The organism is Paeniglutamicibacter sp. NPDC012692, from assembly GCF_042901625.1.
Taxonomy (GTDB): domain Bacteria; phylum Actinomycetota; class Actinomycetes; order Actinomycetales; family Micrococcaceae; genus Paeniglutamicibacter.
On the sequence record NZ_JBIBDE010000004.1, the window covers coordinates 432,880 to 445,219 of the forward strand.

Annotated in this window: 11 protein-coding genes; 10 read left to right on the forward strand and 1 reads right to left on the reverse strand. The window is 66.1% G+C overall.

From position 1 onward, the window contains the following. Window positions 1–66 precede the first annotated feature (66 nt). The 5 genes from ACFY5D_RS16230 (at window position 67) to gatB (ending at window position 4,976) form a co-directional block, all read left to right on the forward strand. A complete protein-coding gene (locus ACFY5D_RS16230; protein WP_387532032.1) occupies window positions 67–591 on the forward strand; it encodes a GNAT family N-acetyltransferase in 525 nt (174 codons plus the stop codon). 235 nt (window positions 592–826) lie between these two features. Next, window positions 827–1,429 carry a hypothetical protein gene (locus ACFY5D_RS16235; RefSeq protein WP_387532035.1) on the forward strand — a complete coding sequence of 201 codons (603 nt, stop codon included), beginning with the start codon at window positions 827–829 and terminating at the stop codon, window positions 1,427–1,429. Window positions 1,430–1,612: 183 nt separating this feature from the next. Then, entirely contained in the window at window positions 1,613–1,909 is a 297-nt protein-coding gene (gatC, locus tag ACFY5D_RS16240) for an Asp-tRNA(Asn)/Glu-tRNA(Gln) amidotransferase subunit GatC (protein ID WP_387532038.1), read from the forward strand. 3 nt (window positions 1,910–1,912) lie between these two features. Continuing rightward, entirely contained in the window at window positions 1,913–3,460 is a 1,548-nt protein-coding gene (gene gatA / locus ACFY5D_RS16245) for an Asp-tRNA(Asn)/Glu-tRNA(Gln) amidotransferase subunit GatA (protein WP_387532041.1), read from the forward strand. Between the two features lies 1 nt (window position 3,461). Continuing rightward, window positions 3,462–4,976, forward strand: a complete 1,515-nt coding sequence (gatB, locus tag ACFY5D_RS16250; protein ID WP_387532044.1) for an Asp-tRNA(Asn)/Glu-tRNA(Gln) amidotransferase subunit GatB — start codon at window positions 3,462–3,464, stop codon at window positions 4,974–4,976. Between the two features lie 77 nt (window positions 4,977–5,053). Here gatB and ACFY5D_RS16255 read toward each other — a convergent pair whose 3' ends face one another. Beyond that, entirely contained in the window at window positions 5,054–6,856 is a 1,803-nt protein-coding gene (locus ACFY5D_RS16255) for an HNH endonuclease signature motif containing protein (protein ID WP_387532046.1), read from the reverse strand. A 120-nt stretch (window positions 6,857–6,976) separates the two neighbouring features. Between ACFY5D_RS16255 and ACFY5D_RS16260 the strand changes: the two genes are divergently transcribed. From ACFY5D_RS16260 to ACFY5D_RS16280, 5 genes are all read left to right on the forward strand, one after another. After that, complete coding sequence (locus ACFY5D_RS16260) at window positions 6,977–7,342, forward strand: ArsR/SmtB family transcription factor (RefSeq protein ID WP_387532049.1); 366 nt, start codon at window positions 6,977–6,979, stop codon at window positions 7,340–7,342. Beyond that, window positions 7,339–7,740 carry a VOC family protein gene (locus ACFY5D_RS16265; protein WP_387532052.1) on the forward strand — a complete coding sequence of 134 codons (402 nt, stop codon included), beginning with the start codon at window positions 7,339–7,341 and terminating at the stop codon, window positions 7,738–7,740. The genes ACFY5D_RS16260 and ACFY5D_RS16265 overlap by 4 nt, the downstream gene beginning before the upstream one ends. After that, entirely contained in the window at window positions 7,737–8,663 is a 927-nt protein-coding gene (locus ACFY5D_RS16270) for an aminoglycoside phosphotransferase family protein (RefSeq protein ID WP_387532055.1), read from the forward strand. Before ACFY5D_RS16265 ends, ACFY5D_RS16270 begins: the two co-directional genes overlap by 4 nt. 449 nt (window positions 8,664–9,112) lie before the next feature. Next, window positions 9,113–10,339, forward strand: a complete 1,227-nt coding sequence (locus ACFY5D_RS16275) for an ROK family protein (RefSeq protein ID WP_387532057.1) — start codon at window positions 9,113–9,115, stop codon at window positions 10,337–10,339. Window positions 10,340–10,570: 231 nt separating this feature from the next. Beyond that, entirely contained in the window at window positions 10,571–12,163 is a 1,593-nt protein-coding gene (locus tag ACFY5D_RS16280; protein WP_387532061.1) for an ABC transporter substrate-binding protein, read from the forward strand. Window positions 12,164–12,340: the final 177 nt, after the last annotated feature.

Genomic DNA, 12,340 nt, shown 5'->3' on the forward strand with positions numbered 1-12,340 from the left:
TGAGCTTGGCTACATGCGCCGAGAATTTCCGGCCCGACGCACGCCCTGCTGTCACACTGGAAAGTGATGACTACAGCAACCCTCACCGATGCCAGCACCCTGACGATCCGTCCCGCCGTGGAGGCCGACTACCCGCACATCGCGCGGATCACCGTCGACTCCTACCTTGACGCGGGCCACTTCGACGACCCGGACCACGAGTACCTGCAGTTCGTGCAGCAGGTCGCCGCGCGCCACGCGGCCGCCGAGATCCTCGTTGCCGAGCGCGACGGTGTTGTCATCGGCTCGGTCACCCTGGTGCGCCCGGGCAGCGAGTATGCCGACATCGCGCTGGAAGGCGAGCTCGAATTCCGCATGCTGGTCATCGATCCGGCCGTGCAGCGCACCGGCGCCGGCCGCGCGCTGCTCAACGCGGTCATCGACCGTGCCCGCGAGATCGAGGACGTGCACACCGTCTCGCTGACCACGGGCGGCCACTGGGTTGCCGCCCGCGCACTCTACGAGGCCGACGGATTCCAGCACGCCTCCGAGCGCGACTGGTACGTTCCGAACACCGAGATCGTCCTGGTCGTTTACACGCTGGCGCTCTAAGCCGGCGCCGGCGCCGTTGCCGGCACCGCACCTGCAACCGAGGCTTCCGTGTCCCATCCGTTTCGACGGGTGGGGCACGGAAGCCTCGTCGTTTAACCGCCGGAGTCCAACCGCCCGAATCGGTGCCGAGGTTGGGCATTGCGCGTGTGCAGGAGGGGATCGGGCGCAGGATTTGGATACGCTCGACGGTGTGCGCACGATGCGTTCCAGCCGCCGAACGAAGGAAGCCCCCGCCATGAGCGTCATCCACGATACGACAATGGTCCCGAGCAAGCGCGAACTGATGGCCGGTTGGCTGCCGAAGCAGGCCTGGTTCGAGGGCGATGCGACTCCCGTGCTCAGCGTGGTCGGAGGATTCCGCCTTGACGATCCGGCCGGCGAGGTAGGCCTGGAAATGATCCTGGTGCTCGATTCCGGATCGGGGGATCCTGTGGTTTACCACGTCCCTCTGAGCTATCGCGGGGCCGCACTGGCCGGCGCCGAGGACCACCTGCTGGGCACCAGCGAGCACGGGGTGCTGGGCACCCGCTGGATCTACGACGCCGCGGGCGATCCGGTGTGGCAGGAGCAGATGCGTGCACTGGTGGCCGGCAAGGCGCGGGCGCAGCACCAAAACGATTCGAACGTGCCCGATGGATCGATCACCGTGGTGCCGGCGCTGCAGGCCGCGCCGGCGGATGCCCGTGCGACGGACACCGGCGAGCACCCCGGCCTTGCCGTGATCCGCCGCCCCGAAGCCGACGGATCCGGTTCCGCGGGTGCGCTCGCATGGGTCAACGCACCGTGGACCGATCTCGAAGGCGGCAGCGTTTCGGGTGCCGTCGTCGAACTTTCCTGACGCGTTGCCGGTCGCCCGAAAGGGACTCCTGGTCGACGGGTTGGCGGCACGGGCGTCGGACCGGCCGCGGCGTCGGCGAATGCACATGCGAGATCACGCGTCGACCCGGAAATTCGGCGCTGTTCGGACCCGCGGGGCGTACTAGACTAGTGGGGAAACCCATCCGCCCACTTAGGGAGATACATGTCTGCCATCAGCCGTGAGGACGTTGCGCACTTGGCGCACCTGGCCCACATTGAGATGAGCGATGCCGAGCTGGACAAGATGACCGGCGAGCTCGGTGTCATTGTCGAAGCAATCGCGTCGGTGTCCGAAGCCGCGTCCGCCGATGTTCCGGCCACCACCCACCCGATTGCGCTGTTCAACGTCTTCCGCGAGGATGTCGTCGGCCCGACGCTCACCGCCGAGGAAGCGCTGATGAACGCGCCGGATTCCGCCGACACGCGCTTCAAGGTGCCGGCCATTTTGGATGGAGAGTAATTCATGAACGAGATTATTCGTTACTCCGCAACCGAGCTTGCGGCCAAGCTGCGCGCCGGGGAAATCACCAGCGTGCAGGCCGTGCAGGCGCACCTGGACCGCATCGCCGAGGTTGACGGGGGAGAGCACGGCGTTCACGCATTCCTGCACGTCAACGGCGAAGAGGCACTGGCCGTTGCCGCAGAGGTCGACGCCATCCGCGCAGCGGGCGGCGCCGCGGCGGAAGCGCTGCACCCGTTCGCCGGCGTGCCGATCGCCATCAAGGACCTGATCGTCACCAAGGGCCAGCCCACCACCGCGGCATCGAAGATGCTCGAAGGCTGGATGAGCCCGTACGACGCCACCGTGATCACCAAGATCCGCGCCGCGAAGCTGCCGATGCTGGGCAAGACCAACCTCGACGAGTTTGCGATGGGTTCCTCCACCGAGCACTCGGCGTACGGCCCGACCCGCAACCCGTGGGACCTGAACCGCATTCCCGGCGGCTCCGGCGGCGGCTCCGCCGCTGCGGTTGCCGCGTTCGAGGCGCCGCTGGCCCTGGGCACCGACACCGGCGGCTCGATCCGCCAGCCGGGCGCCGTCACCGGCACCGTCGGCGTGAAGCCGACCTACGGCGGGGTCTCGCGCTACGGCGCGATCGCCATGGCCTCCTCGCTGGACCAGATCGGCCCGGTCACCCGCACCGTGCTGGACTCCGCATACCTGCACGAGCTGATCGGCGGGCACGACCCGGCCGATTCCACCTCGCTGAACGAGCCGGTTCCGGCGCTGGTTGCCTCCGCCGAGCTGGGCGCCTCCGGTGACATGACCGGCGTGCGCGTCGGCGTCATCAAGGAACTGCAGGGCGAAGGCTACGAGCCGGGCGTGCAGGCACGCTTCGACGAGTCGCTGGAGGCGCTGCGCGCCGCGGGCGCCGAAATCGTCGAGGTTTCCTGCCCGAACTTCAAGTACGCGCTGGGCGCCTACTACCTGATCATGCCCTCGGAGGTCTCCTCCAACCTGGCGAAGTTCGACGGCGTGCGCTTCGGCACTCGCGTGCTCCCCACGGAGGGTCCGCTGACGATCGAACGCGTCATGGGTGCAACCCGTGCCGCGGGCTTCGGCGAAGAGGTCAAGCGCCGCATCATCCTGGGCACCTACGCGTTGAGCGCGGGCTACTACGACGCCTACTACGGCTCGGCCCAGAAGGTCCGCACGCTGATCCAGCGCGACTTCGACGCCGCGTTCGAGAAGGCCGACGTGCTGATCTCCCCGACCAGCCCGACGGTCGCCTTCGAGCTGGGCTCGAAGACCGGCGATCCGCTGGCGATGTACCTCAACGACGTTGCCACCATCCCGGCGAACATGGCCGGCGTCCCGGGCATCACCGTTCCGGGCGGCCTGTCCGAGGGCCTTCCGGTCGGCATCCAGTTCCTGGCCCCGGCCCGCGAGGATGCCCGCCTGTACCGTGCCGGCGCGGCACTTGAGAAGCTGCTGGAAGACAAGTGGGGCGGCCGTCTGATCGACCAGGCCCCGGAACTGTCCGCCGCCACCACTGGAGGGGTTGCCTAACATGGCCATGCACACCGATGAACTCGTCGACTTCGACGTCGCGCTGGAAAAGTACGATCCGGTGCTGGGCTTCGAGGTCCACGTCGAGCTGAACACCAAGACCAAGATGTTCTCCGCGGCACCGAACGTGTTCGGCGACACCCCGAACACCAACGTGACCCCGGTCTGCCTGGGCCTGCCCGGCGTGCTGCCGGTGGTCAACAAGACCGCCGTGGAATACGCGATGATGATCGGCCTTGCACTGAACTGCAAGATCGCCGAACGGTCCGGTTTCGCCCGGAAGAACTACTTCTACCCGGACACCCCGAAGAACTTCCAGACCTCGCAGTACGACGACCCGATCGCGTACGACGGCTGGCTGGACATCGAGCTGGAGGACGGCGAGGTCTTCCGCGTCGAAATCGAGCGCGCCCACATGGAAGAGGACGCCGGCAAGCTCACCCACATGGGCGGGGCCACCGGCCGCATCCAGGGTGCGGACTTCTCGCTGGTTGACTACAACCGCTCGGGTGTCCCACTGGTCGAGATCGTCACCAAGACCATCGAGGGTGCAGGCAAGCGCGCCCCCGAGCTGGCCAAGGCCTACGTTGCCGCGATCCGCGAAATCGTGAAGGCGCTCGACGTGTCCGACGCGAAGATGGAACGCGGAAACGTGCGTTGCGATGCAAACGTCTCGCTGATGCTCAAGGGCGCCGAGAAGTTCGGCACCCGCACCGAGACCAAGAACGTGAACTCGCTGCGCGCTGTCGAGCACGCCGTGCGTTTCGAGATCGAGCGCCACGCCGCCGTTTTGAACTCCGGCGCGGCCATCGTGCAGGAAACCCGCCACTGGCACGAGGACACCCGCACGACGACCTCGGGCCGCCCGAAGTCCGACGCCGACGACTACCGCTACTTCCCGGAGCCGGACCTTGTCCCGGTCATCACCACCCCGGAGTGGATCGAGGAGCTGCGCGCCCGCCTGCCCGAGCCTCCGGCCGAGCGCCGCAAGCGATTGAAGGCCGACTGGGGCTACTCTGATGCAGAGTTCCGCGACGTCGTGAACGCCGGCGTCACCGAGGCCATCGAGGAGACCATCGCCGCGGGCACCACCGCGGCCGTGGCCCGCAAGTGGTGGATGGGCGAGATCGCACGCCTGGCCAAGAACGCCGACGTCGAGATCCTGGACCTGGGCGTCACCCCGGCCACGATCGTCGAGCTGAACTCGCTGATCGAGGGCAAGAAGATCAACGACAAGATCGCCCGCCAGGTGCTCGAGTTCGTGGTTGCCGGCGAGGGCACCCCGTCCGAGGTTGTCGCGGCGCGTTCGCTGGCCGTCGTGAACGACGATTCGGCACTGGGTGCCGCGATCGACGCCGCCATGGAAGCCATGCCGGACGTTGTCGCCAAGGTGCAGGCCGGCAAGTTGCAGGCCATCGGCGCGCTGATGGGCCCGGTCATGAAGGCCACCCGCGGACAGGCCGACGCCGGCCGCGTGCGGGAGCTCGTGCTTGAGAAGCTCGGCATCGAGGGCTAACACCCTCCGACGCCACGAGGCCCCGGTTCCTTTCCCTGCGGGAGGAGCCGGGGCCTCGTGCTTTGTGAGGCCGGGAATCAAAACAGCGTGGGGGCGGTGAACGTTGGCCGGCGGTTCCAGTACGTGTTGCGCCGCGGCTGCTGTCCCGGATCCATGAAGGCGGGAAGGATGGCCGCCGGCAAGCCGTCTTCGTTGTGGACAATTTCGATCAGGCCCGCGTGGACCGCGTGGTGGTGCCCGCTGCACGCGGGTGTGCCGTCCTCGACGCGTGTCAGCCCGCCGAGTTCCCACGGTTTGAGATGGTGGATCTCGCAATGTTCGGGCGGCACGGTGCACCCGGGAACCACGCACCCGCCGTCCCTGGCGAGGATCGCCCGGCGCATGTAGTCGGGGAAGTATCGTTCCGAGCGCCCCAGGTCCAGGATCCGGCTCTTGCCGTTCATGACGATGGGGATGGCCCGGCAGTTGCAGAGATGTTGCCTCAATTCCGCGGCGCTGAGCCGCTGGCCGTGCCTGGTGATGCAGCTGGTGCTGGCGCGTTCCTCGAGCTCGGCCAACGTGGCGATGATGACCATGTCCGGTGACGGAAGGCCCGTGGATTTCTTGTCCGCCATGCCGTTGGATTTCAGGAGGTTGAGCAGGCCCTGCAGGTGGCGCTGCGGGGGAGTGAGGCCGTCGGCACCCGTTGCACCCTGGTTCAGGACCTCGAACGGATCCGGCGTTGGCGTTGTCGCCTGCGGCAGGTACTGGACTGGCTCGTTGCCGAGCGTGATTGCGGCGAGCTCTTCGGGAGTTGCCAGTGGTTTGTCGTGTGTCGGCGACGCGGCCAGCAGGAAGTCCGGATAGGTGGTTCGGCTTGCATCAGCCGGTTCGGAACCGGGGGCTCGGCGGTTGCCTTGGGCGGCGGATGACTTCGAACCCGGGTCGGGAACCAGGCCCTCCCGAGGCGAGGTGCCGAACGGGGATTGTTTAAGCAAGCCCGCGCGGTCGCCCGCCTTGGTGCGGGGATTATCCGTTTGGGCGCAGAGCGAGAGAACGAATTCGGCATCGCCCGGCAGCATCCGCAAGAGGAATTCCGCGGTGCCCGAATTCATTCCGCGGTAGAACAACCCGAGCCTTGAACGCAGGACTTCCTCGGAGGGCTGGGTGATTCCCTGTTCCAGAGAGCTCTGGATGCTGCTCAGGAGCCGCCGGGTCGTTCGGGGATCCTGGGTGCGGACGGATTCGAGTACCTGGTCTTCCAACTCGGTGGAGAGCGCGACCGGATCGGGCTGCTGGTTGATGTGCGGGCCCAGGGCATCAAGTTTCTTCGCAGCGGTGCCGATCTCCCGGGGGGATGCGTCGCCCGAGACCAGCTCATCGGCAAGCTTGGGGAACTTCGGCGGCAGGTCAAAGCCATTGACGTCCGTGTGCGGCAGCAGGTTGGTGGCCGATTGCAGTCGATCGCGCGCCTCGAAGAACGAAATGTGCAGCAGGTTCTGCAGGAAATCGATGGTGTTCTTGAACGTCGGGCGGCCGGCGGGAACCGTGCGTGGATCGTCGGGCAATCGCGTCGCGCCGCTGATGTAGTCTTCGGGATCCTTGGCGAGGGCGCGCAGACCGTTCAGCTGTGCGACGGGCAGCTCATGGACGAGCGTACGTTGGGCAAGATCGGCGGCTAGGATCTGCGCGTGGGCCGCGGTCCGCTGGGCCTGCTCCGCCAGCAGCGCGTAGTAGCTTGCGTGGGTGGGCGAGGCAGTGTGTTTGGCGATCCTCGGCCCCAGGGACGCGGCGATCCGCACCGCAGCGGCGTAGGCGCGCAGTTCATCGTCCGGGGTCGCCAGGTGCCCCGGGACGTTGCCGTTGCCGGCAACTTCCGCGATGAATGCGTCGGTTTGCATGGGTCAAGGGTGCGACGGATTGGTGCGCCGCGGGCCGGGCGGGTGCGGGAATGTGGATAACGGGCAGACTCCGCAAGGCAGCTCTTGACAGGCAAGTCGGCGCTTGCCTTAATGGTGGGTGTGGAATTGCTGCTGAAGGCGCTCGCCGACCCGACGCGGGCGCACATCCTTGACGAGCTGGTGGGCAGGGACGGGCAAACGCTTTTTGAGATTTGCGCCAGGCTGGCCGCGAAACACGGAATCACCCCGACCCGACAGGCGGTCTCCCAGCACCTTGCGGTGCTTGAGGACGCGGGGCTGCTGCGCAGTGAACGCTCGGGCCGCTACAAGTTCCACTACCTTGACACTTCTCCGCTGCAGGAAATAGTCCGCAGGTGGCCGCAGCAGGCGCCGGCGGACAAACAGGCCTCGTCCGAGGCCGGTTCGGGCAACGGCGGAGGACAGGACAACCAGATTGCATCGTCGTCGGAAAGGGCGAAAGCATGAAAATCCACCTTGCGAGCATTTTCGTTGATGACCAGGCCAAGGGGCTTGAGTTCTACACCGGCAAACTGGGCTTCGAAAAGAAGACCGACATCCCGATGGGGGAGTTTTCCTGGCTGACGGTCGTCTCCCCGGAGGCCCCGGACGGCGTGGAACTGGTGCTGGAACCGGCAAACCACCCGGCGGTGGGGCCGTTCCGCGACGCGCTGGTGGCGGACGGCATTCCGTTCACCTCGTTTGCTGTCCAGGACGTGCACGCGGAATACGAGCGGCTCTTGGGCCTCGGCGTGGTCTTCACCCAGCCGCCGACCGTCATGGGGCCGGTGACCACCGCGGTGTTCGACGACACCTGCGGCAACCTGATCCAGATCGCCGCCATGGCGCAGACCCCGGGCGAATGAACGCGGCGCCCTCCGCAGGGCCCAAGCCGGACGCGGACGTGGATACGGGGCCGGAGCTGGTCCGGGCCCTGCTGTCCGCCCAGCACCCGGAGCTTGCCGGGCTGGAGCTGGGGTTTGCCGACGACGGCTGGGACAACGCCGTCTACCGGCTGGGCCCGGATTTGGCCGTGCGGTTGCCGAGGCGCGCCAGCGCGCACGCGCTGTTGCTCAACGAGCTGCGTTGGCTGCCGTTCCTGGCGCCGCGGCTGCCCGCGCCGATTCCGGTGCCTGTGCACGGCGGCAAGCCGGCGGAGGGCTACCCCTACCACTGGGCGATCATGCCGTGGTTCGAGGGCGCGAGCGCGGCCACGCTTCCTGCGCCGGAGCGCGATCGCTACGCGGTCGGGCTGGCCGCGTTTTTCCGGGCGCTGCACGTCCCGGCCCCGTCGGACGCCCCCAGGAACGCGGTGCGCGGCGTGCCGCTGAAGGACCGGGACGCGACGGTGCGCGGGCGGCTGGAGGAATCGGGCCTTGCCGATCGCGATGCGTTGATTGCTTTGTGGGACGCCGGGATCGGCGCCGCCGAGCATCGTGGTCCGCGGCTGTGGGTCCATGGGGATCCCCACCCGCACAACGTGATCGTCGGCCCCGGGGACGGTGCCGGGCAGGCAGGCACCGGACTGCGGGCTGTGATCGACTTCGGGGACCTGACGGCCGGGGATCCGGCCTGTGACCTGGCCGTTGCTTGGCTGCACTTCACCGGGGCCGGCCGCGAGGCCTTCCGCGGTGCGCTGGCCCGCCACGCCCTGTACTCGCCGGGGACCTGGGTGCGTGCCAGGGCCTGGGCGGTGAACTACTCGTCGCTGATGGCGGCGCTGCCCGAGTCCGATCCGCTGCATGCCGTCGGGGTGCACGGGATCGGGCAACTGCTTCGAGACCAATGAGAAGCTCTCGGGGGAAGCCAGGTCCGGTGCAGCACACGGTGAATGGCGGGATGGTTGTTGCGGGGTCACAAACCGCAGTGATTTCACCTAATGCGTCTCGACTGGGTAGTGTCTAGCTTTCGATCGGCAAATCACGGCCCCGCGCAAGCAGCTCCCGCGGTCTTCCGGGGCGGGCCATGGGCCGATCGGCCCGAGGGATGCGTGGCTTTTGCACGAGGTGGCGGCAAGCGTTGTACCGTGGACACGTTGTTTCCGGGATTGCGCCGCCTCCGCGGTGGTGCACGGTGGCGCGGTCCGCCGTCGAATCCTCGGGCAGAAAACATGTCTTGTCCGGACGCGGGGATCCGTTGTGCAGCACTGGCTGCGGCCGAGTGCCGGACATGGAAAAATTACGTCGAGAACCGACCCGGGTCCAAGCCCGGAGGACAGGGAGTGAACAAAGGGTGGACATGCTTGAACGCGATCAAGCGGTCGGCCTGCGCAATGGACGCGGCCATCGGGGAGACGACCTGCGGAGGCTGAACACCGCCGCCGTCATGAAGCACGTCTTCCATCATCCGGGGACCTTCAGATCCGAGATCGCGGCCCAACTCGGCCTGAGTGCCGCTTCGGTCACGAACATCACCTCCGTGTTGATCAATGACAACCTCCTGCAGGCGCTGCCGTCGCCGATGGGTGCGCAAGGCCGTCCGCGGGTGCCACTGCAAGTGGACCACCGCTCGAGTGCGGTCCTGGGGATCCACTTGGGTCCGCGCACCACGGGCGTGGTCCTCATGGGCCTGGACGGCAAGGAACGCGCGGCGGTCCTGGTGCCCCATGCGGGGATGGGACCGGAGGAGTCCATCGACCTGGTGGTGGCTGCCGCGGAAAATTTGCTGGACACCTATGCCGGGACCTGCACCATCCTTGGTACCGGCATCGCCACTGGCGGGATCGTGGACCGCGAAGCCGGCATTATCGTGGATAACCCGAGTGCCGGATGGCAAAATGTGCGGGTTATGGACTTATTGCGCGGCAGGCTGCCCTCGCCGGTGATCCTCGACAACAATGCGCGTGCGGCCGCGCAATCCGAGCTGCTCTACGGCAACGGGCGACGCACCGACGACTTCGTTTTGATGGTCATCACAGCCGACATTGGATCGGTAATGGTCAACAGCGGACGAATTCGTTCCGGGTATAGCCAGACCGCAGGCCAGATTGCCCATCTGCGTGTCAGTGATGAGCCGCGGGAATGCCCGTGCGGCCGCACGGGTTGCCTGGCGGTCATGGCCTCGGACGACGCGGTGACTCGAACTGCGATCGAACGCGGGCTGCCCGCCAGAAACATTGATGAGGTCCTGGCATTGGCCTCGGCAGGTGACGCCGCGGCCATCGGGCTCCTGGAACAGCGAAACCGGTACGTAGGTCGCGCCGCGAGTTCGCTGTTGGATATCCACGATCCGGAACTGCTCGTGGTGGCGGGCACTCCCGCCGAAGCGCCCGCATTCTTCGGTTCGCTGATCGCCGAGGTCGGCAAGTACGCGCATGCCGGACATGACGCCGCGGGACGCGTGGTGCTGTCCTCGGACCACGTATTTTCCCTGTCGCTCTTTGCCGGGGCAACGTTGGTCGACGCCCTGCTGGCCGATCCGCTGGGTGTGCTCGGCGTGGGTGAGGGTGAAGGGCCCCTGTCCTAGCGGGCGGAGCCAATCTGCCGTCGCTGGAAAGTGCCTAGTCGGCTAGCTGAAGTCACTGCAATGCGTATGAGCGGCGCGTGAATCTTTCGAAAATTTTTGACAGGCTCCGCTGTATCTGGTTTATTTTAGAGCGTAAAAAAAGTGGTGAGGACAATCACAGGCAGTGGTTATCTCGCTTACACCGCCGACCGTTCGGCGGGATACACGGATCATTTGTACGGGAGGAGCATCATGTCGAAGAAGAAGATGTTGGCAGTAGCAGCGGCTTCGGCGGCGTTCATGCTGGCAGCCAGCGGTTGCGCAGCAGGAACTGGAAACAATGCCGGTGCCGAGGGTGAAAAGAAGCTTTCATTCCAGCTCACCGAGCCGAAATCGCTGGTCCCGCACGAGGATCCGGGAAGCCAGGTCGCGATGGCCACCTGCGCGAACCTGATGGAAGTCAACACGGAGACCCAGAAGCTGGAACCGCTGGCCGCCAAGTCCGTCACGAGCAAGGACGCCAAGACCTGGAAGATCCAGTTGCAGGACGGCTGGACCTTCCAGGACGGCGCCCCGGTCACCGCAAACTCCTTCGCCGATGCATGGAGCAAGACGGCCACGGGCTCCAACGCCTGGCAGGGCAACGGCTACTTCGCGACCTTCGTCGGATACAAGGACCTGAACCCGACCGACGGTTCCAAGCCGAAGACCGACAAGCTCTCCGGCGTGAAGGTCATCGACGAGAACAACCTCGAGGTCACCCTCACCGCGGCGAACGCAGACTTCCCGAAGCTTTTGAGCACCTCGGCCCTCTGCCCGCTGCCCGAACAGGCCTTCAGTGATCCCAAGGGTTACGAAGCCAACCCGATCTCCAACGGCCCGTACAAGTTCGCTTCCTGGAACCACAACGTTGAAGTTGTCCTGGAAAAGTGGGACGGCTTCAAGGGTGCCGCAGGATTCTCGGGCGGAGCCGACAAGCTCGTCGGCCAGATCTACACCGCCGTCGACGCCGCCTACACCGACATGACCGCCGGCAACCTGGACATGATCCGCAATGTCCCAGCCACCATGGTCTCCAAGGCGAAGAGCCAGCTGGGCGAGGAATCCCTCTACGAGGTCAAGACCGGCTCCAAGCAGTACACGCTGCAGATCCCTGGCTACGTCAAGGGACTTGAGAGCCCCGACCTGCGCAAGGCGATCTCGATGTCGATCGACCGCGAGTCCATCGCCAAGTCCCTGCTGCAGGGTTACGCGACGTCCTCCGACTCGCTGGTGCCGCCTTCCCTGGATTCCTACAAGGCTGGTTCCTGCGAATCGTGCACCTTTGATGCCGCGGGCGCCAAGGCGCTGCTGGCCAAGGCCGGCGGATTCGACGGCACGCTGATCATCGAGCACAACTCGACCGCCGACCAGCAGCTGGTGCAGGCGATCTCCAAGCAGATCCAGGACAACCTGGGCATCAAGGTCCAGCTCAAGCCGATGATGGGCACCGAGCTGGAAGCGCGACGCAACGGCAAGAAGCTCGAAGGCGCCGTCTTCGGCCTGTGGGGTTGGTCCTACAAGAGCTCCGACCAGTACCTGAGCCAGTACGAAACCGGCGGCGACGGCAACGTGACCACCGGCTACTCGAACCCGGCCGTCGACAAGCTGATGGTTGCCGCCCGCGGCGAGCAGGACGAAGCCAAGTCCGCAGGCCTGTACGCCGATGCCGAAGCACTGATCATGAAGGACATGCCTTCGATCCCGCTGTTCATCCCGACCGACTTCGGGCTTCGCTCCAAGTGCGCTGCAATGAATGACTCGCAGGGCGACCTGCAGTTCTACCGCGCCGGATACGGCTGCTAAACAAGCACAACACTTGCGCTGGCGGGGGTGCACCGACGATGACTCGACGGTGCACCCCCGATTCAGAGCAGATGCGGCCGGATGGTCGCGAAAGGAAGCAGTTGCATGCTTGGATACACACTACGCAGGGTCCTGCAGATGGTCCCCGTGGTCCTGGGCGCCACGTTCATCATCTAC

Coding starts and splice junctions, on each gene's coding strand:
- ACFY5D_RS16230 (WP_387532032.1), top strand. CDS start 67: ATGACTACAGCAACCCTCACCGATGCCAGCACCCTGACGATCCGTCCC.
- ACFY5D_RS16235 (WP_387532035.1), top strand. CDS start 827: ATGAGCGTCATCCACGATACGACAATGGTCCCGAGCAAGCGCGAACTG.
- gatC (WP_387532038.1), top strand. CDS start 1,613: ATGTCTGCCATCAGCCGTGAGGACGTTGCGCACTTGGCGCACCTGGCC.
- gatA (WP_387532041.1), top strand. CDS start 1,913: ATGAACGAGATTATTCGTTACTCCGCAACCGAGCTTGCGGCCAAGCTG.
- gatB (WP_387532044.1), top strand. CDS start 3,462: ATGGCCATGCACACCGATGAACTCGTCGACTTCGACGTCGCGCTGGAA.
- ACFY5D_RS16255 (WP_387532046.1), bottom strand. CDS start 6,856: ATGCAAACCGACGCATTCATCGCGGAAGTTGCCGGCAACGGCAACGTC.
- ACFY5D_RS16265 (WP_387532052.1), top strand. CDS start 7,339: ATGAAAATCCACCTTGCGAGCATTTTCGTTGATGACCAGGCCAAGGGG.
- ACFY5D_RS16270 (WP_387532055.1), top strand. CDS start 7,737: ATGAACGCGGCGCCCTCCGCAGGGCCCAAGCCGGACGCGGACGTGGAT.
- ACFY5D_RS16275 (WP_387532057.1), top strand. CDS start 9,113: ATGCTTGAACGCGATCAAGCGGTCGGCCTGCGCAATGGACGCGGCCAT.
- ACFY5D_RS16280 (WP_387532061.1), top strand. CDS start 10,571: ATGTCGAAGAAGAAGATGTTGGCAGTAGCAGCGGCTTCGGCGGCGTTC.